19 protein-coding genes are annotated in these 22,456 nt (G+C 68.7%); 14 read left to right on the forward strand and 5 right to left on the reverse strand.

Translation table 11 applies throughout. The features are described 5' to 3' along the window. Positions 1-56 precede the first annotated feature (56 nt). Both ACOQFS_RS04455 and ACOQFS_RS04460 read left to right on the forward strand, forming a co-directional pair. Positions 57-587 (forward strand): aldehyde dehydrogenase family protein, encoded by a 531-nt coding sequence (locus ACOQFS_RS04455; protein WP_421561742.1) that lies wholly within the window; start codon positions 57-59, stop codon positions 585-587. A 47-nt stretch (positions 588-634) separates the two neighbouring features. Then, a complete protein-coding gene (locus tag ACOQFS_RS04460; RefSeq protein ID WP_017404448.1) occupies positions 635-1,690 on the forward strand; it encodes a zinc-dependent alcohol dehydrogenase family protein in 1,056 nt (351 codons plus the stop codon). Between the two features lie 100 nt (positions 1,691-1,790). Here the strand turns inward: ACOQFS_RS04460 and nadC are convergent, their stop codons facing one another. Further along, positions 1,791-2,648, reverse strand: coding sequence for a carboxylating nicotinate-nucleotide diphosphorylase (gene nadC / locus ACOQFS_RS04465; RefSeq protein WP_103738775.1), 858 nt, complete (start codon positions 2,646-2,648; stop codon positions 1,791-1,793). Between the two features lie 362 nt (positions 2,649-3,010). Between nadC and ACOQFS_RS04470 the strand changes: the two genes are divergently transcribed. The 12 genes from ACOQFS_RS04470 (at position 3,011) to ACOQFS_RS04525 (ending at position 15,607) form a co-directional block, all read left to right on the forward strand. Further along, complete coding sequence (locus tag ACOQFS_RS04470; protein WP_088167133.1) at positions 3,011-3,472, forward strand: bacteriohemerythrin; 462 nt, start codon at positions 3,011-3,013, stop codon at positions 3,470-3,472. Positions 3,473-3,516: 44 nt separating this feature from the next. Further along, on the forward strand, positions 3,517-4,836 hold the full coding sequence (locus ACOQFS_RS04475) for a Rieske 2Fe-2S domain-containing protein (protein WP_088167132.1): 1,320 nt from the start codon (positions 3,517-3,519) through the stop codon (positions 4,834-4,836). Positions 4,837-4,840: 4 nt separating this feature from the next. After that, on the forward strand, positions 4,841-5,830 hold the full coding sequence (locus tag ACOQFS_RS04480; RefSeq protein ID WP_026062142.1) for an ABC transporter substrate-binding protein: 990 nt from the start codon (positions 4,841-4,843) through the stop codon (positions 5,828-5,830). 32 nt (positions 5,831-5,862) lie between these two features. Further along, the gene (locus tag ACOQFS_RS04485; RefSeq protein WP_017404443.1) at positions 5,863-6,840 is read left to right on the forward strand and encodes a Bug family tripartite tricarboxylate transporter substrate binding protein; all 978 of its coding nucleotides are present in this window, start codon (positions 5,863-5,865) and stop codon (positions 6,838-6,840) included. Positions 6,841-6,849: 9 nt separating this feature from the next. Further along, positions 6,850-7,827, forward strand: coding sequence for a PDR/VanB family oxidoreductase (locus ACOQFS_RS04490; protein WP_017404442.1), 978 nt, complete (start codon positions 6,850-6,852; stop codon positions 7,825-7,827). Beyond that, positions 7,824-9,002 carry a Gfo/Idh/MocA family protein gene (locus ACOQFS_RS04495; protein ID WP_026062141.1) on the forward strand — a complete coding sequence of 393 codons (1,179 nt, stop codon included), beginning with the start codon at positions 7,824-7,826 and terminating at the stop codon, positions 9,000-9,002. Before ACOQFS_RS04490 ends, ACOQFS_RS04495 begins: the two co-directional genes overlap by 4 nt. 212 nt (positions 9,003-9,214) lie before the next feature. Then, positions 9,215-10,108, forward strand: coding sequence for a LysR family transcriptional regulator (locus ACOQFS_RS04500; RefSeq protein WP_229883141.1), 894 nt, complete (start codon positions 9,215-9,217; stop codon positions 10,106-10,108). 191 nt (positions 10,109-10,299) lie between these two features. Continuing rightward, on the forward strand, positions 10,300-11,262 hold the full coding sequence (locus ACOQFS_RS04505) for a tripartite tricarboxylate transporter substrate binding protein (RefSeq protein ID WP_017404439.1): 963 nt from the start codon (positions 10,300-10,302) through the stop codon (positions 11,260-11,262). A 9-nt stretch (positions 11,263-11,271) separates the two neighbouring features. Further along, positions 11,272-12,441, forward strand: a complete 1,170-nt coding sequence (locus tag ACOQFS_RS04510) for an alpha-hydroxy acid oxidase (protein WP_059400358.1) — start codon at positions 11,272-11,274, stop codon at positions 12,439-12,441. Between the two features lie 675 nt (positions 12,442-13,116). Beyond that, positions 13,117-13,620 carry a MarR family winged helix-turn-helix transcriptional regulator gene (locus ACOQFS_RS04515; protein WP_017404454.1) on the forward strand — a complete coding sequence of 168 codons (504 nt, stop codon included), beginning with the start codon at positions 13,117-13,119 and terminating at the stop codon, positions 13,618-13,620. A gap of 376 nt (positions 13,621-13,996) precedes the next feature. Beyond that, positions 13,997-15,280 carry a citrate/2-methylcitrate synthase gene (locus tag ACOQFS_RS04520; RefSeq protein WP_017404455.1) on the forward strand — a complete coding sequence of 428 codons (1,284 nt, stop codon included), beginning with the start codon at positions 13,997-13,999 and terminating at the stop codon, positions 15,278-15,280. 171 nt (positions 15,281-15,451) lie between these two features. Continuing rightward, positions 15,452-15,607, forward strand: coding sequence for a hypothetical protein (locus tag ACOQFS_RS04525; protein WP_158276426.1), 156 nt, complete (start codon positions 15,452-15,454; stop codon positions 15,605-15,607). Positions 15,608-15,623: 16 nt separating this feature from the next. Here ACOQFS_RS04525 and ACOQFS_RS04530 read toward each other — a convergent pair whose 3' ends face one another. From ACOQFS_RS04530 to ACOQFS_RS04545, 4 genes are all read right to left on the reverse strand, one after another. Continuing rightward, positions 15,624-16,619 carry an alpha/beta fold hydrolase gene (locus ACOQFS_RS04530; RefSeq protein WP_017404457.1) on the reverse strand — a complete coding sequence of 332 codons (996 nt, stop codon included), beginning with the start codon at positions 16,617-16,619 and terminating at the stop codon, positions 15,624-15,626. Positions 16,620-17,248: 629 nt separating this feature from the next. Then, positions 17,249-18,751, reverse strand: coding sequence for an aldehyde dehydrogenase family protein (locus ACOQFS_RS04535; protein WP_017404458.1), 1,503 nt, complete (start codon positions 18,749-18,751; stop codon positions 17,249-17,251). Beyond that, entirely contained in the window at positions 18,748-20,556 is a 1,809-nt protein-coding gene (locus ACOQFS_RS04540) for a thiamine pyrophosphate-binding protein (RefSeq protein ID WP_059400360.1), read from the reverse strand. The genes ACOQFS_RS04535 and ACOQFS_RS04540 overlap by 4 nt, the downstream gene beginning before the upstream one ends. 12 nt (positions 20,557-20,568) lie before the next feature. After that, on the reverse strand, positions 20,569-21,561 hold the full coding sequence (locus ACOQFS_RS04545; protein WP_026062146.1) for a Bug family tripartite tricarboxylate transporter substrate binding protein: 993 nt from the start codon (positions 21,559-21,561) through the stop codon (positions 20,569-20,571). Between the last annotated feature and the right edge of the window lie 895 nt (positions 21,562-22,456).

Here is a 22,456-nt window from a genome sequence, read left to right on the forward strand (position 1 = left end):
AGGAAAGTCAATGAAATCAACGGTCTACCCAGACCACCCCCGCGCCAGTGCTAGCTTTGCGTACCGTCACTTATTGCACTGAAAACGAGGAGACCCCCATTGGCAGCCTCGATCAAGAGAGTACAGCGGGCATCACCGCGACGCGGCTGTGGAGTGTGATGCGACGCTTTTTCACAAAGGTCGCCGAAGTCATCGGCTACTTCTTCGCGCCCACGATCCTGGGCGGGGCGGATGCGGCCAATCCGGTGATCTGCAAGGAGGTCTTCGGGCCGGTCCTCGCGGTCATGCCCTTCGAAGACGACGACGAGGTCCTCGCCCTGGCCAACGATTCGGAGTTCGGGCTGGCCGCGGGGGTGTGGACCAAGGACTTCCGGCGCGCGCACCTGATGGCGCGGCGGCTCGAGGCGGGAACGGTCTGGCTCAACACCTACCGCACGCTGGCCTTCAATTCGCCCTTCGGCGGCTACAAGTCCAGCGGAATCGGGCGCGTCAACGGCACCGAGGCCGTGAACCACTACCTGCAGACCAAGAGCGTCTGGTGCGAGCTCGGCGACGAGGTGCGCGACCCGTTCGCCTTCAAGGCCTAGGCACCCTCCCGGCCGCACAGCCACAGATCCATCGCATAGGAGCCACGATGAGAGGTGTCGTATTTCCCGGGAACCGCAAGATCGAGTACCTCGAGGTGCCGGACCCGACGCCCGGGCCGCTGGACGTCGTCATCGAGATGAAGGCGTCCGGCATGTGCGGCACCGACCTGCAGAACTACCGCAGGCCGCTGGACCAGCCTGCCTACATGCCATCGCTGATCGGCCGCCCGCCCATCGCCGGCCACGAGCCCGCGGGCATCGTCTGCGCGGTCGGTTCGGCCGTGCCGGCGCAGCTCGCGCGGGTCGGGCAGCGGGTCATGGTGCACCACTACCAGGGCTGCAACGCCTGCGCGCACTGCCGCACCGGCTGGCAGCAGCTGTGCCGCAACGTCCAGCCGATGGTGCGCGTGTACGGCAACAACGACGACGGCGGCCACGCGCCCTACCTGAAGGTGCCGGCGAACACCGTGGTCACGCTGCCGGATTCGCTGAGCTTCGAGGCCGGCGCGGCGATCGCCTGCGGAACCGGCACCGCCTACCAGGCGCTGCGGCGCATGCACCTGTCCGCGGCAGACACCATCGCCATCTTCGGGCAGGGGCCCGTCGGCCTGTCGGCCACGCAGTTCGCGCGGGCCATGAATGCGCGCGTCATCGCCATCGACACGAACGAGCAGCGGCTCGAGCACGCACGCCGACTGGGCGCCGACGTGGCCTTCGCCCCGTCGGGCGACGGCGATGTCGCAGAAGCCATCCTGGAGCTGACCGGCGGGCAGGGCGTCGACAAGTCGCTGGAGACCTCGGGGGCGGCATCCGCGCGCAGCGCGGCCATCCGTGCGGCCAAGACCTGGGGGACCTGCTGCTTCGTCGGCGAGGGCGGCGAGGTGCGCATCAACGTCAGTCCGGAGCTGCTGCGCCGCCAGATGACGGTCATGGGGTCGTGGACGTTCTCGACGACCGGCCAGGCCGAGTGCGCCGCCTTCGTCGCCGCCAAGGGGCTCGACGTCGGCCAGCTGTACACCCACCGCTGGACGCTGGACCGGGCCGAGGAGGCCTACCGGCTGTTCGACCAGGGCGTGGGCGGCAAGGGCGTGTTCCTGCTCTGATGGCGGCGGGGCGCCGGTACCGGGGGCGTATGCGGGCCACGGCCCGGCGCACGGGCCCGTCCGGTCGCCGGCATGCGCGCCGACGCGACGCGGTCCCGGCTCAGGCCTCCAGCGGCCGCTCGCTGAAGCGCATCGAGAAGTCGACGGCCGTCACGTCCTTGATCAGCGCGCCCACGGAGATGCGGTCGACGCCGGTCTCCGCGTAGGCCCGCAGCGTCTCGAAGGTGACGCCGCCGGAGACCTCCAGGCTGCAGCGGCCCTGGGCCAGCCGCACCGCTTCACGGACGGTCTCCAGGGGCATGTTGTCCAGCAGCACCATGTCCACGCCCGCGTCGAGCGCTTCCTGCAACTGCCGCAGCGTCTCGACCTCCACCTGGATGAAGGCCACGCGGCCCTTGAGCGCCTGCGCCGCGCGGAACGCGGCCGTCAGGCCGCCCGCTGCCGCGATGTGGTTCTCCTTGATCAGGACGGCGTCGTACAGGCCCATCCGGTGGTTCTGGCCGCCGCCGCAGCGCACGGCGTACTTTTGCGCGGCGCGCAGGCCGGGGATGGTCTTGCGCGTATCTAGGACGGCCGCGCGCGTGCCTTCGACCACCTTGACATAGCGGGCGGTCTTGGTCGCCACGCCGCTGAGCGTCTGCAGGAAATTCAGGCAGGTGCGCTCCGCGGTGAGGAGCTCGCGCGCCACGCCTTCGATCACCACGACGGCCTGCCCGGGCACGCAGGTGCCGCCATCGGGTACGCGCCAGTCGGCCCGCGCCGTCGGCGCCAGGCGGTGCAGTATCTCCTCGACCCAGGGCCGGCCGCAGACGACCGCCGCCTGGCGGCACGTGATGGTGGCCGTGGCGCGGGCGGTCGCCGGGACCAGTTCCGCGGTCAGGTCTCCCGGGCCGACATCCTCGTCCAAGGCACGCTCGACGTCCTGGTGCACCTGCTTCAGAAACTCTCTCTCACTCACGTTCAATCCTTTTTGTTCATCCTGGGGAGGCCGCGTCCCGGCGCGGCCGTGCCGCCTGTGCTTGCGTGGGCCGGCGGAGCGCCAGCCACCGGGGCCACCGGCGCCGGAGCATGGCTTGCGGCCTCACCTCGCTCATGCGCGCGACTGGAGGAGACGTTTGCCCGTCGGCCGAACCGGTGCGCACGCACGCACACGCACCGCCATGCGTACACATCGAGTCCGAGTTTACAAAATTATTAGAGACCAAATGATTCTAGGGAAACCCCGTAGGGAAAACCGTTGCCCGGATCAACGTGTGCCCCTAAAATCATAAGGCGACTAACAAAACGGGGCACCGCCAGACGGTGCCCGCATTCCCCGCCATGAACCCCACTGAAACCTCGGCGCCGATCTGGTCAGACTCGCTACTGCTCGGGCATGCGGCGATCGATGGCGAGCACGAGCAACTGGCCGAGCTGATCGAGCGCATGCGGTGCGCCGCCGCGCCCGAGATGGCGCAGGCGCTGGACGCGGTGCTCCAGCATGCGGCCTCGCACTTCGCGGCCGAGAACGAGTTGATGCGCACGACGGCGTTTCCGCCGCGCGACTGCCACATCAGCGAGCACGAAGCGGTGCTGTCCACGCTGCGCGGCGTGCGTGCCCGCCTGGCGCGCGGGGAGGTCGAGGTGGCCCGCCGCGTGGCGGACGAGCTGGCGGCCTGGTTTCCGCCCCACGTCCAGCACCTCGACTCGGCACTCACCCATTGGCTCTGCAAGCTGCAGCACGGCGCCAAGCCCGTGGTGCTGCGCGTGGGCCGAAAGCCCGAGGCCGCCCTGGCCTGCTAGTTCAACCCCCCTGAAGCAACCACCACTAGAGATGAGATGACATCATGATGACTCACGAAGAGAACGAACTGCTTTGCCGCGTCGAAGGCGACGCCCCGATGGGACGCCTGATGCGCCGCCACTGGATGCCCATCTGCCTCGTGGAAGAGGTGATCGAACCCGACGGCACGCCGGTGAAGGCGCGGGCGTTCGGCGAGGACCTTGTGGTCTTCCGCGACAGCGACGGCCGGGTCGGCGTCATGGATGAGTACTGTCCCCACCGTCGCGCGTCGCTGGTCTACGGCCGCAACGAGGAGGGAGGGCTTCGCTGCCTCTACCACGGCTGGAAGATGGACGTCGACGGGAACGTGCTGGAGATGGCTTCCGAGCCGGCTTCGAGCGGCATGGTCGACAAGGTCAAGCACACCGCGTACCCCACCAAGGAATGGGCTGGCATGGTGTGGGCCTACATGGGGCCCAAGGAGACCATGCCCGAATTCCAGCCGCCGCCGTGGGCGCCGACGGCGGACACGCGGGTGAGCATCGCGAAAGTGCTGCTGCCGTGCAACTGGGCGCAGATCCTCGAGGGTGCCATCGACTCCGCGCACAGCTCCAGCCTTCACTCCTCCGACATGGTTCCTGCGCGCGTGGACGGCGCGAAGGCCACGGACAAGACCTGGCTGCGCCCGTCCACCGACAAGGCGCCGCGCATGCAGGTGCAGCGCACCGGCTTCGGCTTCCGCTATGCCGCGCTGCGCCGCCCGATCACGAACGCCGCGGAGAACGACTACGTGCGCTCGACGGTGTTCGTGGCACCGGCCACGGCCCTGATCCCGCCCAACAACCTCTACAACGTGGCCAACATCAACGTGCCGATGGACGACACGAGCACGGCGTTCTATTTCATCGCCTGGGGCCACCCGTCGCAGACGCCGGAGACCGACACCTGGCGCAAGTTCCTGCGCCAGACGGTGGGTGTCGACCTGGACCAGAACTACCGCCCCCTGCGCAACGAGGCGAACAAGTTCTGGCAGGACCGCAACGCCATGAAGGCCGGCAACTTCACGGGCATCACCGGCTTCCCGAACCAGGACGTGGCGATGTGGCTGACCATGGGCGCCATCGCCGACCGCACGCATGACCGTCTGGGCGCCAGCGACTTGGCGATCGTGGAATTCCGCAAGCAGATGCTCGAGGCCGTGCAAGCCTTCGACCAGGGGGCGCCTGCCATCGGCACCGGCGCCGAGGCGGCCACGCCGGCCGTCTGCTCCTTCCAGGCCATCGTCCCCAAGACGACCGACTGGCGCACCTACGAGACCCGCTATGTCTGGCTGGACGGCGAAAACCGTCCCGAGTTCGAACCCTCCTATTCCGTGAAGTCCTGATCCCGTGAGCAAACTCCAACTCTCCGTCGCCATGGGCGACTACGACCGCACCCGCGCGCTGTTCGACGGCCGCGTTCAGATCGACGGCGTCGATCCCGTGTACATGCTCCTCAATCCCGAGGAGATGTTCTTCCGGGCGATGCGTAGCGTCGATTTCGACATCACCGAGCTCTCGTTCTCCAGCTACCTGGTGAAGCACTCGCGGGGCGAGTGCCCTTACATCGCGCTACCGGTGTTTCTCTCGCGGGCGTTCCGGCACACGTCGATCTACGTGCGCAAGGACCGCATCCGCGAGCCGGCCGACCTGAAGGGCAAGCGCATCGGCTTGCCCGAATACCAGCTCACCGCCAACGTGTGGGCGCGCGCGATCCTGCAGGACGACTTCGGCGTGCGCCCCTCCGACGTGACCTGGGTGCGCGGGGGCATCGAGACGCCGGGGCGGCCCGAGAAGGTCAAGCTGCAGCTGCCGGACGACGTCCGGATCGAGCAGGCGCCCGAGGGGGCGACGATCTCGCAGATGCTCGACCGCGGGGAGATCGATGGCTTCATGGCGCCGCGCCCGCCGAGCCGGTCGGCGCTCGCCAACCCGAACATCGGCTGGCTGTTCGACGACCCGACCGCGGTGGCCAAGGACTACTACCGGCGCACGGGCGTGTTCCCGATCATGCACGTGGCGGCCGTCAGGAAGGAACTCGCCGCCAAGCACCCCTGGCTTCCCGCCGCGCTCGTCAAGGCCTTCACCCAGTCCAAGGCCGCCGCGCTGGAGCTGCTGTCGGACACCTCGGCCACCAAGGTCACGCTGCCCTTCGTCGAGGAGCAGCTGCAGGCTGCCCGCGAGGCGATGGGGGACGACTTCTGGTCGTACGGCGTGGCGGCCTCGGCCAGGACGCTGGAGACCTTCGTGCGGGCCCACTACGAGCAGGGCCTGTCATCGCGCCACGTGCCGGTCAGCGAGCTCTTCCACCCCGCGACCTACGAGACCTACAGCATCTGATCCCGCACCACCCACAACTGGAGACACCCACCATGAAGCACAAGATCCCCGCCTGGCTGGTTGGCCTGGCCTGCATCGCCCAACTCGCATTCGGCTCCCTGGCCCATGCCCAGGCCTATCCGAGCCGCGCCATCAAGCTCGTCGTTCCCTATGCCGCCGGCGGCCTTCCCGACACGGTGGCGCGCATCATCGCCAAGTCGCTGGGCGATACGCTGGGGCAGGCGGTCTACGTCGACAACCGGCCCGGTGCGGGTGGCTCGGTCGCCGCCTCCGCGATCCTGCAGTCCCCGGCTGACGGCTACACGCTGCTGGTGACCGATGGGCCGATGCTGTCGATCACGCCGTTGATCAACAAGAAGATCACCTACGACGCGGCCAACGACTTCGTGCCGATCGCCCTCGTCGGCAAGGCCCCGCTGTTCCTCGCCGTCAACGCGAACGTCAAGGCGAACACGCTGGACGAACTCGTCGCGCTGGCCAAGGCGAAGCCAGGGGGCCTCAACTACGGCTCCGCCGGCAACGGCAGCATCCACCACCTGACGATGGAGGCGATGAATGCAAGCCTGGGCATCTCGATGACGCACATTCCGTTCAGGGGCAGCGCCGTCTCGGTCCCCGCGATGATCGGCGGACAGGTGGACATGGTGTTCGCTTCGCCGCCGTCGCTCATGGGCTTCGTCAAGTCGGGCCAGGCGCGCCTTCTGGCCACCAATTCGACGACGCGTTCCCCGCTGGCACCGCAGATGCCTACCCTGGCGGAAAAGATCCCCGGCTTCGATTTCGCATTCACGGTCGCGGTGTTGGCGAAGACCGGTACGCCGAGCGAGGTCATCTCCAAGGTCAATGCCGAGATCAACAGGATCGTGAAGGTCCCCGAGGTCATCGAGCAGCTGCGCACTGCGGGCGTCGACCCGGCGGGCGGAACGCCCGAACAGCTCGCGCGGGCGCTGCGTGCAGAGAAGGCCCAGGTGACCGACGCCGCCGCGCGGGCGCAGCTGAAGGCCGAGTAGTCGCGCGTCATGACGCTCACCACACCCCAAACCCATTCCGACACGCAGATGCCGTTGCGCGTGGCGCGGATCCTCGACGTGGCGCGCGACATCCGCAGCTTCGAGCTGGTACAGCCCGATGGCAGCGAGCTGCCGCCGTTCACGCCGGGATCGCACGTCAAGGTCCAGGCCCCCAATGGCATGCTGCGCAAGTATTCGCTGTGCAACGATCCCGCGGAGCGCCACCGCTACGTCATCGCCGTCAAGCGCGATCCGGAGGGGCAGGGCGGCTCGCTCTCCATGCACGAGGAACTGCATGAGGGCGATACGCTGCCCACGTCGCTGCCTTCGAATGCCTTCCCGCTGGTCGAGAACGCCAAGGGCTACCTCTTCGTCGCGGGCGGCATCGGCATCACCCCGATCCTGTCCATGATCCGCTCGTTCGGCGAACTGCCGCCGGCACCGTGGAAGCTCATCTACCTGACGCGCTTTCCCGAGACTGCGGCCTTCCGCGAGGAGCTCGGCGCCCCCGAGCTCAAGAGCCGCGTGCGGATCCACCACAGCCACGGGGACCCCGCGCGCGCCTTCGACCTCTGGCCGGTGCTGGAGAAGCCCAACACGGCCCACGTGTACTGCTGCGGCCCGCGCGCGCTGATGGAGGCGGTGCGCGACATGACGGGCCACTGGTCGCCGGCCAACGTGCACTTCGAGAGCTTCAACGAGGGCGGGGGCGTGCGGCCCGACGACAAGCCCTTCTTGGTGAAGCTGGCCAGCTCAGGCGCGGCGTTCGAGGTGCCCGTCGGCAAGTCCATCCTGTCGGTCCTCCACGAGCACGGCTGCAACGCGGCGTCCTCGTGCGAGAGCGGCACCTGCGGCACCTGCCGCACGAAGCTGCTGAGCGGCGAGGCCGACCACCGAGACATGGTGCTGCTGCCCGAGGAGATGGACAGCCAGATCATGATCTGCGTCTCCCGGGCCAAGTCCGACGAACTGGTGATCGACCTGTGAACGCCGGCCGCCCACTTCGACTCGGCGTCGCCGGACTCGGCCGCGCCTTCACGCTCATGCTGCCCACGCTCCAGCGCGACGCGCGCGTGCGGCTGGTGGCGGCCTGCGACCCGCGCGAGCCGGCGCGCGAGCGCTTCGCGAGCGACTTCGATGCGCCGGTGTACCCGGACATCGAGGGCCTGGCGTCCAACCCGGACGTCGAGGCGATCTACATCGCCAGCCCGCACCAGTTCCACGCGGAGCAGGCGCGCATCGCCGCCCGGCACGGCAAGCACGTGCTCGTGGAAAAGCCCATGGCGCTGTCCCTCGGCGACTGCAACGCGATGATCCGGGACTGCCGGGACGCCGGCGTGCACCTCATCGTCGGCCACTGCCACAGCTTCGACACGCCGTACCTGCGCGCGCGCGAGATCGCCCTGGGCGGTGAGTTCGGGCGGGTGCGCATGATCCACGCGCTCAACTACACCGACTTCCTCTACCGGCCGCGGCGTCCCGAGGAGCTGCGCACGGAGGAGGGCGGCGGCGTGGTGTTCAGCCAGGCCGCCCACCAGGTCGACATCGTGCGCCTGCTGGCCGGCACGCGGGTCAGCCGGGTGCGCGCGATCACAGGCGACTGGGACCCCAGGCGCCCGACCCAGGGCGCCTATTCGGCCCTGCTGTGGTTCGAGGGCGGGGCGTTCGCCAGCGTCAGCTACAACGGCTACGGGCACTTCGACTCGGACGAATGGTGCGGCTGGATCGGCGAGATGGGCGCCGAGAAGTCGCCCGAGGCGTACGGCGCCGCGCGCCGCAAGCTGGCGACCGTGGGTTCGCCGGAGGAGGAGGCGCGCCTGAAGGCGGCCGGCACCTATGGCGGGCCCGGCTACGTGCCCGCGTCCGCGGGCGCGCCGCCGGCGTGGCACCAGCATTTCGGGCCGGTCGTGGTGTCCTGCGAGCGCGGCGATATCCGTCCGTTGCCCGACAGCGTCTGCGTGTACGGGGACCTCACGAAGGAGCGGCGGCCGCTGGGCCGGCCCGCGGTGCCCCGCTTCGAGGTCATCGACGAACTGTACGAGGCCGTGGTGAACGGGACCGCGCCGCTGCATGACGGCGAATGGGCGCGCTCCACGCTGGAGGTGTGCCTGGCGCTGCTCGAGTCGGCGGGCTCGGGCAAGGACGTGGAGCTGCTGCGCTGAGGCGGCGCCCTTGCGTGCGCCGTGGCGCTCCGCGTGCAGGCCGTGGCCGGAGAAGGCACCGGCGCGTGCGGGCCGCCGGGGGCGGTCCAGGCGCCACGGCCCGCACCTCGCGGCGGCCCGGGTTTCATGGCGCGCCGCGCCAGACCGGGGAGATTCCCATCGATCCAGCCAAAGGGTAGGCCAAGATGCAACCGTCCCACGAGGACCTCAATTTGCTCGTCGTCTTCGAGGCGCTCATGGAGACCCGCAGCGTCTCCAAGGCCGGCGAGCGGCTGCAGCTGAGCCAGCCCTCGATGAGCCACGCGCTGTCGAAGATGCGCAAGGCGTTCGACGACCCCATGTTCGTGCGCGTCAAGAACGAGATGCAGCCGACGGCAAAGGCGCTGGAAGTCGCGGAGCCCATCCGCCAGGCCCTCGAGCTGGCACGCCGCCAGATCTTCTCCAAGGTGGCGCTGGACCTGCGCACCTCGTCGCGCCTGTTCACGATCTGCATGACGGATGTCGGCGAGACCTGCTATCTGCCGATGGTGATCAATGCCGTGCGCAAGCAGGCGCCGTGCGTGCGGCTGCGGACGGTCTCGCCGATCGTGGAGAAGCTGGAGGAGGGGCTGGAATCGGGGGGCGTCGATCTCGCGATCGGGTACTTCCCCGACATTAAGAACGGCGGCGTCTTCCAGCAGCGGCTCCTGCGCAACAGCGGGTTCATGTGCATCACGGGCAACAAGGAATTCGCCGCGCGCGGCGAGCTGGACCTCGCTTCCTTCCAGTCGGCGCTCCACATCGCAGTGCGAACGGAAGGCCGCAGCCAGGAGGTCATCGAGAAGGCCATGGCCGCGATGGGTATCCACCGCAACGTGGTGGCCACGATTCCCCACTACCTCGGCCTGCTGACCATCATCCCGCAGACCGGCCTGACGGCCATCATTCCCATGGACCTCGCCGGCGCGTTCGAGGGCAAGGAAGGCATCGCGGCCCTGCCGCTGCCGTTCGCATCGCCCAGCGTGGAGGTGATCCAGATATGGCACAGGCGCCAGCACGAGGATCCGGCGCACCGCTGGCTGCGGACACTGGTGCGGGACACGCTGCAGAGGCGGGTGCTTGACTAGGAGCGTGCCGTCATGCAGCCGGCCACCTTCCCCACGCGTGCCGCGGGCGGCGCTTCGCTTGTTCCCAGGTCGGCGGGCCAGTCCGCTGGACCGAGCATCCGGGATCGCCCCGGAGGCACCCGGCCGGGCGCAAGCGCCGGGATCCTTTCCGCTTCCAAGAACCATTCAGGAGATACCTCATGAGATTTCGCATGCTGTCGCTCGTCGTCGCGAGCCTGGCCTTGCAGCTGCAGCCGAGCGCCCAGGCGCAGAGCGCCGCCTACCCCACGAAGCCGATCCGCCTGTTCGTGGGCGCGCCGGCCGGCGGCCCCACGGACGTGATCGCCAGGTCGCTCATCCAGCAGATGGGGGATTCGCTGGGGCAGCCCGTAATCGTCGAGAACCGGGGCGGGGCCGCCGGCACGCTCGCGGCCGGCATCGTCGCGAAGTCTCCGGCCGACGGCTACACGCTGATCGTGACGCCCTCGGCGCACGCCTATGCGGCGAGCATGTACGACAAGCTCCCGTTTGATCCCGTGAAGGATTTCCGGCCGGTGGGGCAGATCGGCATGATGCCCCTCGTGGCGATTGCGAACAAGGCCTTCCCGGCGGGGTCGCTGCGCGACCTGGTCGAGCGCGCCAAGGCCCAGCCCACCGCCGTGAACTACGGCTCGAGCGGCACGGGTTCCGCCCATCACCTGGCGGGCGAGCTATTCAAGCTGCGCACGGGCATCCAGATGACGCATGTGCCCTACAAGGGCAGCGCGGGATCCATCACGGACCTCATCGCCGGCCAGATCCAGGTGATCTTCGAGCCGCTCGTGTCGGCGTTGCCGCAGATCCAGGCCGGCCGCGTGAAGGCGCTGGCCGTCATGGGCGAGAAGCGCTCCCCGGCCCTGCCGGACGTGCCGACCCCCGGCGAGGCCGGGCTGCCCGGCGTGGAAGCCAGCGCCTGGTACGGGATCATGGCGCCGGCGGGCACGCCCGACACGGTCGTCGCCAAGCTGACCGCGGCGCTGAACAAGGCCCTGGCCGACCCTTCCACGCGCGCGAGTCTGCAATCGCAGGGCGTCGACGTCACGCCCGGGCCGCCGCAGATGTTCATGGACCTGATCACCAGCGAGATCGCGCGCTGGCGGCCGATCATCCAGGCGGCGGGAATCCGCGCGGAGTAGGCGAGGCGCATGCATTCACACCGCAAACTGCAGCCTCCGTCGGTCGTCAACATCGAGGATCTCCGCCGGCTGGCCAAGAGGCGGCTGCCGCAGGTGATCTGGGACTACCTGGAAGGCGGCGCGGAGGACGAAGTGACGCTGCGGCGCAACCGCGCCGCCTTCGACCGCTATCACCTCCTGCCGCGGATGGTCACGGGCAAGGGCTCGCGCGACCTGTCCATCACGCTGTTCGGGCAGCGGCTCGCGGCGCCCTTCATGATCGGGCCGACGGGCCTCAACGGCATCTACGTGCCGGACGCGGACCTCATGCTGGCGCGCGCGGCCGCAGCGGCGGGCGTGGCGTTCTCGCTGTCCGCCGGCTCGAACAACGACATCGAGGCCGTGGCCAGGGCATCGGCTGGACCCAAGTTCTTCCAGCTCTATCCGTGGGGCGGACGCGAGGTCGCGACCAGGCTGCTGGCGCGCGCACACACGGCCGGCTACTGCGCGCTCATGGTCACGGTCGATTCGCTGATCCCGGGCAACCGTGAGCGGGATGTGCGGAACCGATTCGCCCATGCACTGCATTTCTCTCCGCGCATCGTCTGGGACGCGGCGACCCATCCGCGATGGGTCGTTTCCACATGGTTCGCCCGCGGCATGCCGCGCTTCGAGAACCTGGCTGAGTTCCTGCCACCGGGCTCCGACGCGTACGCGCTGGCCGCCTATACCCGCGCGCAGCGCAATCCGTTCTACAGCTGGGAGGATGTCGCCTGGCTTCGCTCGCAGTGGGCGGGCCCCTTGGTGGTCAAGGGCATCCTCACCGCGGACGACACGCGCCTGGCCGCCTCCCATGGGGCGGACGCCGTCGTGGTGTCCAACCATGGCGGGCGCAGCCTTGACGGCTTGCCCGCCACGCTGGACATGCTGCCCTCGGTCGCCGCCGCTGCCGGGGGCATGCCCGTCCTGGTCGACAGCGGCTTTCGGCGGGGCTCCGACATCGTCAAGGCCCTCGCCCTTGGCGCGCGCGGCGTGCTGCTGGGCCGGGCGCCCCTGTACGGCGTGGCTGCGGCGGGGGAGGCCGGCGCAAGTCGCGCGCTCGAGATCCTCCTGCAGGAGACGGACCGCGTCATGGGCTTGTTGGGGGTGGACTCGGTGGACGCGCTGGGGCACCAGCACGTTGGCCTGCAGCCGGCATGACGCGGCGGGAAAAACTGCAGTTTCCCGGCCGGCGCCGGAGAAGGACCGAAGCAGCATCGGCGGCACAGGCCCCTTGGCAGGGGCGGCATAGACCTCCTCGGCGGGGGCGGTGATGCCGCCGGGACCGGCAGTTCGCGATACCCGCAGGCGCAAGCTGCGGGCCGCGTGTCGCAGGCACCGTGGTCTGGTCAAGAGGTGCGCAACTCCCGCACGCGCATCCCGGGCGGCGCAGCCGCGGAGCGGGGCGCTGAAGCCAATCGGCCGCCGCTGTCTCGAGCGGACGGGAAGCCGCTCGCTGAAGGTTGACGCGCCGAAGTGCGCGCGTAGCCTGGTGCCAAGCGTGCGACGCGGGGCGAAAAGTCTATGGCCTGCCAGAACGAAGGCGTTGGGCATCGTCCCGGCATTGCCCGTGCAACCGCATGGTTTTGTGATCTGGATCAGCATGCCGCCTACTGAGAACAGCAGAATGTACGGTGCTATATTTGTGCGGTCCGCTTGGCCTGGGCAGCACCTTTTCAACCTCCTCCCGCTTCTTCGTGTCCGTCGGCTCGTTCATGTACGCCGATCGCCGCTGTCTTGCAGGGGGTCGGCCGGGCAGAGCGTCCGTTGGGATGCATTGAGGAATGAAAATTGGCAAAAAAGGCAGGGAAAGAGTCGGCGGAGGTAGCGAGCCGTATGCTGCAGCACTGGCATGAGGGCGTTCCCGACGACCGTTTAGCGCATCTGGTGAAGGACGCGACGCGCTCCTTTCTTCGATCGCTGCAGACCCGTCTTGCGCGCCACGACGTCCAACTCGGCCATTGGACCTTCCTGCGGATTCTCTGGGAGAAGGATGGGCTCACCCAGGCAGAACTGAGCGCGGAGGCCGGTGTGATGGCGCCCACCACGGCGATCGCCCTGAAGGCCATGGAGGAGCTCGGGTACGTCCTGCGAAAGCAGCGTCCCGACAACCGCAAGAGCATCTACGTTTTCCTGACGCCGGCGGGCAAGCGCCTCAAGGCGAAGCTCGTGCCCTTGGCCGAGGAGGTCAACGCGCTCGCCATCAGATCCCTGACGGATGCCCACATCAGCATCGTGCGGCGCTCGCTGCTGAAGATCATCGACAACCTGGCGAGCGACGAGTGCATTCAGGATGATCCGAAGCGGACAGGCGCCGCTCAGTCATCCGCAAGACCGTAGCCCGCGCTGCCGATGGCCGCGCCCTGGGTGCGGCGCGCCATGGAAGCGCACCGCGCCTCGCGGCAGTGCCACGCTCTCCCCAATCCCTCAAATGCATCGGTCCCGCCGCGGCGCAGTGCGCCCGAGCGGCCAGCCGCGCCGCATCGGTCTCGATGTGGGTCGACGAGTCGACGATGCCACCCAGTGGACCCCGCGCGCCACAGGCGAGTGGCATGGATGCCCCATGGAACGCACGCCGGAACCCGCCGGGCCAGTGCCGCCGTCTTCTGCCTGGCAGCCTGTGAGATAATTAGAGACCTAATGATTAGACCTACGGAGACATAGCGCGGTTTCGGGATTTACGTGCCGTCGAACGCTGGAATCGCGCGGAGCCCACATGAGCACATGCCCCGATCCCACGTCGTGCCGGCAGCCGGATTTCCTGGATGCGAAAGCCAGTCTTGCCCTTCTGGGCGTCCGCCCGCAGACGCTCTACGCCTATGTGAGCAGGGGGGCCATCCGCAGCGTGCCCCAGCCCGGAACGAAGGCGCACCTGTACAGCCGCTCGGACATCGAACGGGTCATGGCGCGCGCGGCCGCCCGTGCAGGCCATGCCGCGGCGGCAGCCGGTGCGATGGACCATGGGCCGCCCATCGTCAGCAGCGGTATCACGGAAATCACCGAGGCGGGTCCAGCCTACCGGGGCTACTTGGCCTGCGACCTCGCGCGGCAAGGCGTTCCGTTCGAGCGGGTCTGCGAATTGCTCTGGGGCGCTCCTCTCGATGTCGCGAGGGCCGGCGCCTGGAGAATCCCTCCGCGCGACCAGGCACTGGCCCGCGAGGCCGGTTTGCGGATACTGCACGGTACCGATCCTCACCGCGTGTACGGATCGCTCGCGATGCTGGCTCTCCAGTTGGAGCGCAGCCGCAGGATGTCGGGCGGTGGGGGTCTGGACGCGGGCGTCGTGCAAGAGGCGCGCTTGCTGATCTGTGCCGTGGCGCAAGCGCTGGGATGCGTCGGCCCGGCCCGCGCGCTGACGCTGCCGGAGCGCTCCGAATCGATCGCTTCGACGCTGATCCGGTCCTTCGGATGCGAAACCACGCCAGCGCGGATCCGCGCGGTGAACGCGCTGCTCGTGCTCCTCGCGGACCACGAACTGCCGCCGGGCACCCTGGCCGTCCGGGCGGCTGCCTCGGGAGGCGCGAACCTTTTCGACTGCATTGCCGTGGGCATCTGCGCAAGCGCCGGGACCGAGATCGCCGGGCACTATGCGGTCGTGGACCGGTTCCTCACCGCAAGGCCGTCCGCGACGGCGCTGCGCGACAAGGCCCTGCGCCTGCACCAGCGGGCGCAGCGGATCCCCGGCTTCACGCATCCGCTCTACCTGGGCGGCGACCCGCGCGCGAAGCACCTGCTCGCCATCGCCACCGAACTGGCTGACGACTCCTTCAACATGCGACAGGTCGCCGACTTCGTCGGTTGGGCGAAGGAGAATCTCGCGGACCATCCAAGGCATGAGTTCGCCGTCGTCTGCCTGGTGCGGGCGCTCCGGCTTCCCGTCTGGTCGGCAGCGGTCTTCTTCCTGGTGGCGCGCATGGCCGGCTGGGCTGCGCATGTGCAGGAGCAGCGCGGCGTGACCGGCCTCTGGCGGCCGCGCGCCCGTTACGTCCCCCGCCCATGAGCGTGGCAGGGCCCGTGCGCGTCGCTAGCGCCGCCCTGTGTCGCTCGGAGCCGAGAGGCGATCCTCTGGAGGAGCGGACTGGACGCCGGGCATTGCGGGCCCGCGGCAACCGGCCTGCCGCTGCGAACTCGTGCGTCTCCCTCTTTGCGAGGGGCAGCCCCGATGACGGCGATGGCCACTCCGCATTTGCGCTGCCGCCTGCTAAGCGGTGCGTCCGCGCGGTGGTGGTTGGAAGAGGGCATGGTGCGGGTGGAAGACCTGCCGCGCGTCACCGACCTGGCCTACTCCAACAGCCTGCGCCGCTGGATCACGGCGGAGTTGGCCTGAGCACTGCCCGGAGGTACTAGGACGCCGAGGCGCTGAATTTGCCGGTCTGCAGCCAGGCGGCAATACCGGCTGCCAACTGGTCGCTGTTGCTCTCCATCATCATCATGTGGCCGTTGCCCTGGATGCCCCGGTCGCCCAGCGGAATGAATTCCGCGCGCGCCCCGATGTCGTTCAGCCAGTCGACGATGGGCTTGTCGATGGCGGCCGTGTGGTCCGCGTCGTTGGTGCCCATGATCAGGGCCACGCGCTTGCCCTTGTAGCCCGAGGGGTCGGTCACACGGGGCGCGCTGTTCTCATAGTTCACCCGCTCTAGCAGCAGGCGGGGCGGAATGACGGTCAGGCTGGCCAGGTAGCTGTCCAGGTGCTCGCGCGGGAAGCGCGTGCTGCTGCCGACCAGCTTCTTCGTGGCCCAGCCCGGTTCGGCAACGAAGGGCAGCTTGCGGCTGAGCTTGAGCACCGGAGCGCCGGGTGCCAAGCGGACTTCCACGTCGTCCGACGTGCTGGACAGGAACTCGGTCGGCGCGCTGACGTTGGCCGGCCCGCCAGGTGCGATTGCCACCAGGGAGACGATGCGGTCGCCGAAGAGTTCGAGCAGCTTCCAGCCGAAGGGGCCCGACATCGAATGCGTCATGACGATCGCCGGGCGGTCCAGCGTGGCCAGCACCTTGCCAAGGCCCTTCACGACCGTCTCGCCCGACAGGTCGTCGTAGGGGATGTAGCCGCTGCGACCGGTGCCTGCCCAGTCAGGGACCACCACCTGGTAGCCCTGGGCTGCGAAGAAGGGCGCCCAGCCCGGGCGGCCATCGGCGGTCGCCATGTAGCAGGAGCCGGTGTGCGCCCCGCCGTGGATCAGCACCATGGGCGGCTTGCGGGTCTTCGCGACCGGCTCCAGAACCTCGTAGTAGGTCGAAGGACCGGCCACAAAGCCGCTGCGCACCCGCACGGCGGCGTGGGGGGGCGTGCTGGCGCCGGAGGCGCCGGTGCTGGTGGCCGCGGCTAGGACGGCACCCATGCCAGCACTGGTGCGGAAGAACCTCCGGCGGGAGGCGGGGGGCGTGTTGTGCATCTTGTCTCCTGGTTCTCTGTGGCATTGGCATCGACTCTGGCAGTGCAGGACGGTCGCCGGAGCGTCTGGCGAGGACGGCCCAGCGCGGCCAGGCCATGCCGACCATTATTGTTAATCGACTAACAATATGAAAGCTGGGGCGAACCCTGTTGTGCGCTGTCCAGCCGCCGCGACAGCACCTGCACCTCCTCACTGAACGTGGGCGGAGCGACGCCCTGGCCCCAGACCTCGAGGAGCTGTGTTGCGTCGTCATGCCGCAGATGTCGATGGGCTCGAGGAGCGACCTGGCCGGCTACTCGCAGGAGAGATTTCCCGAGGCGATATGCGAGTTGCGCTTGGGGGCAGGCCGTACGGTGGATGGGCGCGGCGGAACCAGCGTTCCGCATGGCGCGGGCCCCTTTAGCATTCCGGCGGGCCGGGCGCTGGACAGGGTGGTCGCTCGACAGGCGAAGGAAGACCTGTGTTCATACGGATCGTGGCTGGAGAGCGCGTCGCATCTTGCCCGGTACACGAAAGCGCGCAATCCACGATGCCGACGACGAGCCTCTTGGCAACCTATCGAGCAACCATGGTCTCTAGCCGAGCTTCACGTTGACGTTCTTGAGCTGCGTGAACTCCAGCAGTTCCTCCTTGGACTCCTCCCTGCCGACGCCGGACTGCTTGTAGCCGCCGAACGGCGCGCCAGGGATGTGCACCGAACACTCGTTGACCCACACGTAGCCCGACTGGATCCGCTTGGCGGCGCGCAGGCCGGTGTTCAGGCTCGTGGTCCACACCGAGGCCGTCAGTCCGAGCTCCGTGCCATTGACCTCGACCAGCATCCGGTCCTCGTCGTCCCAGGAAAACACCGAGAGCACGGGGCCGAAGATCTCCTCGCGCGCGATCCGCATGTCGGGCCGCACGCCCGTGAAGATGGTCGGCTCGATGAACAGGCCGTCCTTCAGCTGCGCATCGCGCGCCGCGTGGCCGCCGGTCAGGAGCACGGCGCCCTCGTCGATGCCGGCCTGGATGTAGTGCAGCGCGCGGTCGTACTGGGCGCGGCTCGCCAGTGCGCCCATCGTCGTGTCCAGGTGGGTCGCGATGCCGGGCCGGTGTTTGCGCGCCAGTTCCTCGGCCATGCGCTGCATGAATTCATCGTGCAGGGAGCGGTGCACGTACAGGCGGCTCGTGGAGCCGCACGACTGCCCGCACCACGTGAAGTTCATGCCGCGCACGGCCCCCTCCACCGCGCTGCGCAGGTCCGCGTCGGGATAGATGACCATCGCGTTCTTGCCGCCCAGCTCCAGCAAGGTGCGCTTCATCGTGTCCGCGGCGGACCGCAGCACGGCCTTGCCGGCGCCGACGCTTCCGATAAGCGCGACGGCGGCCACATCCGGGTGCGCGGACAGCGCGGCACCCGTCTCGCGTCCGCCAGCGATGCAGTTCAGCACCCCCGGGGGGAACAGGCCGTCCAGGATCTCCATCAGCCGGATGGTCGACAGCGGCGCCTGTTCCGGCGGCTTGAGGATGACCGTGTTGCCCGCCGCGAGCGGCGCGGCGATCTTGCCTGCCGCGAACATGAACGGGTGGTTGAACGGGAAGATCCGTGCGACGGGGCCGAGCGGCTCCCTGAGCGTGTAGTTCAGCGCGCCGTTCGCGGTCGGGATGGTCTCGCCCTTGATCTCGAGCACCAGCCCCGCGAAATAGTCCAGCTGGGTGGCCGCGATCTCCGCGTCCATCTGCATGGCGCGCACGGGATTGCCGCAGTTGGCGGCGTCCAGCAGCGCCAGTTCCCGCGAATGCAGCCGCACGCGGCGCGCGGCCTCCCGCAGCAGCGCCGCGCGCTGCAGGGGCGGGGTCTCGGCCCAGGCCGGGAAGGCGGCCTTCGCCGAGGCGACCGCGGCGTCGACCTCCGCCGAACCCGCCGAGGTCACGTCGGCCAGACGCTCGCCCGTGGACGGGTTGAAGGTCGCGATCGCCTGGTCCGCTCCTTCATGCCAGCGGCCGTCCCAGAACAGCCCGCTCGACCGGGGCAGGACTCGCTGGACGTAGGGGCTCAGGTCGCCGCTGTCCGGCAGGACGATGGGGGCCGCTGTCATGGCTGGCCTCCTTCCTGGTCCTCATGGGAGCGGGTCATGCCGGAGGCCATCGCGGCGCTGTAGCCCGGCGTGACGTGCACGTCGACGACGACGGTCGCTCCATCGCGCACCGCAGCGACGGCGCGGGCCAGGACCTCGTCGAGCTCCGACGGGCTGTCCGTCGGTCCGAGGCCCTGCAGCCCGAGCCCGCGCGCGAGCGCGGCCAGATCGGGGTCCGGATCTCCGATGCGCTGCCCGATCCACCGGTTCTGCACCGGGCGGTCGCGATCGCGGGCCACCCGCTCCTGGTGCAGCTCGTCGTTGAAGAACGACCGGTTGTTGCAGACGATGGTAAGCAGGGGAACGCCAGCATTGGCGGCGGTCCACAGTGCTGTCATGCCCATCAGGTAGTCGCCGTCGCCGGTCATCAGCACGGGCAGTCGGTCGGTTCCACGCAGCGCCAGCGCGGCGCCGACGGCCATGCCCGGCCCGGAGCCGATGCCGGCGCCGCCGTCCATGCCCAGGTAGTCCAGCGGATCGCGGAAGTGGCCCATCTCGCCGCTCCAGCCCAGTGGCACACGGATCAGGGTGATGGGCTGCGTGCCCGCGGCCCGGCGCAGGGCGTCGGCGACCATCGCGATGCTGATCGTCCCGTCTTGCGGAACCGGGGGCATGGCCATCGGGCTCTTCGGGGCCTGGAGGGCCGAAGGGCGCTCGGTGCAGGCAGCGCAGAGAAGGGGCACGGCGACGTCCGGCTCCACCGGCATGAACACGTCCACCGGCGGCAGGCCCTGGTGGTCCATGCTCCAGCCCCGGTGGCTGTAGTGGTCGAGCGAGACCTGGATCACCTTGGCGCCGACGCTCTCGTTGCGCCACGCCTGCTGCAGCGTGCCGTTCAGGTCGTACCAGTCCAGGCTCAGCACGACGTCGGCGGCGCGCAGCGTGGCGGCCGCGTCCGGGGTCAGGAAGACGCCCGGCACGGCCGCGTGCAGCGGATGGTCGGTGGGGAACGATGCGCCGGCGCGCAGGTCCGTAAGGACCTGCGCATTCAGCTTCTCGGCCAGCTCGATGCGCTGGCGCCAGCCCTCGCTAGACCTGGAGACCCGCCCCATCAGAATGACCGGGCGGGCCGCGGAGGACAGCAGCGCTGCGGCTCTGGCCAGCTCATCGCTGCCCGGCACGGCGGGGGAGGGAACCTGGTAGCGGCTGACGTCCGGCAGCGCCGGGATCGCATCGATGCGCGTCTCCTGCAGCGAGACATCGAAGCACACGTAGGTGGGGCCGGCGGGTGCGGTCAGCGCGATCTGCTTGGCCCGCAGCAGCGCCTCGTACGACGCGGCGACGGAAGCCGGCTGCGCGTCCCACTTGCTGAAGTCGCGCACCAGCGCGCCCTGGTCCTGCGCGGTGTGCATCCAGTCGATCCAGGGGCGCCGCTTGGCCGCATCGACCGGGCCCGTCGCGCCCAGGACCAACACGGGCACGCGGTCCACCCAGGCGTTGAAGATCGCCATGGACGCGTGCATCAGGCCCACGTTGCTGTGAACGATCGCCGCCAGCGGCTTTCCGGCGACCTTCGCGTAGCCATGGGCGATCGCGACGGCATGCTCCTCATGGAGCACGACCAGCATCTGCGGGTCGATGTTGCCGAGGTGGTTCACCAGGCTGTCGTGCAGACCGCGGAAGCTCGACCCGGGGTTCAGGAGGACATAGGGGATGTCGAGCGCGCGGATCATCTCCGCGATGGCGTCGCTGGCCCACAGGCTGCCGGCGCCGGCGCCCGCTGCGGGAATGTCGCGGCGCAAAGGAATGGCTTGCTTCGAATTCAATGGGTGCTCCGCTCAATCGGCCTTGATGCCCGCGCTCTTGATGACGCTCGCCCACCGCGCGGTGTCCTTCTCGACGAGCTTGGTCATCTCCTGCGGCGTGCTCGGCCGCGTCTCGATACCCTGCTCGGCGAGCTTCTCCTTCACCTCGGGCTCGTTCAGGATCTTGGTGACATCGGCGTTGATCCGCTTGATGACCGCCGCAGGGGTCCCCGCGGGGGCCGCCAGGCCGAGCCAGATCTCGCTGTCGTACTGGGGCAGGCCGGCCTCGGCCATGGTCGGGACATCGGCCAGCAGGCTGGCGCGCCGGGTGCCACCCACGGCGAGCGCGCGCAGCTTCCCGGTGCGGATGTGCGGCAGCAGCGAGTTGATGGCACCGAACTGCAGATCGACCTGCCCGGCCAGCATGTCGGTGATGGCCGGCGCCGCGCCCTTGTAGGGGACGTGGGTGATGTCGGTGCCCGTCATCGCCTTGAAGAGCTCCGCGGACAGATGCTGCGGGCTGCCGGAGCCCGACGAGGCATAAGTGAGCTTGCCCGGAGTGGCCTTCGCGAGCGCCACGAGTTCCTTCACGGTCGTGGCCTTCACGTTCGAGTTCGCTACCAGCACGACCGGCACCGCGCCGAGTTGCGTGACCTGGGCGAAATCGCGCGCGACGGCGTACGGCGTCTTCGGCAACAGCACCGGATTGATGGACATGGTGTTGTTGTTGGTGATCAGCAGCTTGTAGCCGTCCGCAGGGGCCTTGGCCACGTGGTCGGTCCCGATGCTTCCGGCCGCGCCTGCCTTGTTGTCCACGATGACCGGCTGGTTCCAGATCTGGCTGAGCCGCTGGCCGATCACGCGGGCGATGACGTCGTTGCTCCCGCCGGGAGTGAAGGGCACGATGAGGGTGACCGGCTTGGTGGGATAGTTCTCTTGTGCGATGGCCGAGTGGCCGAAGCCTGCGGCGATCATGGCGGCGGCCGCGAGCAGCGAGCGCCGAGTGGGGCTTGATGGATTCTTCATGGTGTCTCCGGTTGCAGGCAACTACACGTGCCCTAAGAAGATCCCGATCCTAGGAACAAGGTTGATGTGCATCAAGCTTGAATGCGCGGTCAACCTATGAAGAAGCAACGCGGCGTGGCAGCCCGCGTGGCGAGCTAGGGTTCATCCCGAGGTTGATCGATGGTTCAACCGGCGCCGCCCGGTGGCCATCCTGTCCTCCAGGGTGCGCAGGGCTCTCGCGCCCGGAGGTGCGCTGTGCGCCCGCATGGCCAATGCGCTCGGCTTCCATCGTGCCTCGCGGGCATTGGTGAAGACGCCGCACTGTCCTGACAACCGGTCCGCATGTCCGTGTGCCGCTGCACGGTGACCACGGTCTCGCGCACCGGTGCAGCGGGCCGGCGATGGCCCGATAAGCAGCGCGTGGAACTTGGAAGAACGCCGCTGGCGGACGTGCCCGCGTGCCCGTGAACGGCGGGCAGAGGCCGGCGCGCGACTGGCTCGCTGGCCAGGCACCCCATCGGTTGTGAATCGACGTTGCACCGTCTTCGTTCGTCCATTGCTCCTTGCGGCGACAACGGGATTCGAACCCGACGGGATGCTGCGGAGTCCGGCGCGAGGCATTGATCATCCAATCAATCCGGGTTGGTTCCGATGCCGTGCGGGATGGTCTCTGCCAGTGTTTCGCGGCCACCAACGGGTCAGGCGTGAAAGCGTCGCACGCCCGCCACAGCCGGGCGTTCTGAATCCGGAAAATTTGATTAGGCGACTATCAAAAGATTAGGCGTCTATCTATACTGAACGAGCCGGAGGAACCACGATGAACCCGCGAGTCATCGAACGATGTGGTCTTTGGCGGGCTGCGCGTGGAGCTTTCCCATGAGACGCCAGGCGCAATGTGAAGAAGAGGAATCGGGGC

Source organism: Paracidovorax sp. MALMAid1276 (assembly GCF_049198005.1).
Lineage (GTDB): Bacteria > Pseudomonadota > Gammaproteobacteria > Burkholderiales > Burkholderiaceae_C > Acidovorax.

What these genes read in the sequence shown, in the direction of transcription:
- ACOQFS_RS04485 (WP_017404443.1), top strand. Translation starts at nt 5,863, where the DNA reads ATGAAGCACAAGATCCCCGCCTGGCTGGTTGGCCTGGCCTGCATCGCC.
- ACOQFS_RS04505 (WP_017404439.1), top strand. Translation starts at nt 10,300, where the DNA reads ATGCTGTCGCTCGTCGTCGCGAGCCTGGCCTTGCAGCTGCAGCCGAGC.
- ACOQFS_RS04545 (WP_026062146.1), bottom strand. Translation starts at nt 21,561, where the DNA reads ATGAAGAATCCATCAAGCCCCACTCGGCGCTCGCTGCTCGCGGCCGCC.
- ACOQFS_RS04515 (WP_017404454.1), top strand. Translation starts at nt 13,117, where the DNA reads ATGCTGCAGCACTGGCATGAGGGCGTTCCCGACGACCGTTTAGCGCAT.
- ACOQFS_RS04490 (WP_017404442.1), top strand. Translation starts at nt 6,850, where the DNA reads ATGACGCTCACCACACCCCAAACCCATTCCGACACGCAGATGCCGTTG.
- ACOQFS_RS04460 (WP_017404448.1), top strand. Translation starts at nt 635, where the DNA reads ATGAGAGGTGTCGTATTTCCCGGGAACCGCAAGATCGAGTACCTCGAG.
- ACOQFS_RS04520 (WP_017404455.1), top strand. Translation starts at nt 13,997, where the DNA reads ATGAGCACATGCCCCGATCCCACGTCGTGCCGGCAGCCGGATTTCCTG.
- ACOQFS_RS04510 (WP_059400358.1), top strand. Translation starts at nt 11,272, where the DNA reads ATGCATTCACACCGCAAACTGCAGCCTCCGTCGGTCGTCAACATCGAG.
- ACOQFS_RS04535 (WP_017404458.1), bottom strand. Translation starts at nt 18,751, where the DNA reads ATGACAGCGGCCCCCATCGTCCTGCCGGACAGCGGCGACCTGAGCCCC.
- ACOQFS_RS04525 (WP_158276426.1), top strand. Translation starts at nt 15,452, where the DNA reads ATGGCCACTCCGCATTTGCGCTGCCGCCTGCTAAGCGGTGCGTCCGCG.
- ACOQFS_RS04475 (WP_088167132.1), top strand. Translation starts at nt 3,517, where the DNA reads ATGATGACTCACGAAGAGAACGAACTGCTTTGCCGCGTCGAAGGCGAC.
- ACOQFS_RS04530 (WP_017404457.1), bottom strand. Translation starts at nt 16,619, where the DNA reads ATGGGTGCCGTCCTAGCCGCGGCCACCAGCACCGGCGCCTCCGGCGCC.
- ACOQFS_RS04470 (WP_088167133.1), top strand. Translation starts at nt 3,011, where the DNA reads ATGAACCCCACTGAAACCTCGGCGCCGATCTGGTCAGACTCGCTACTG.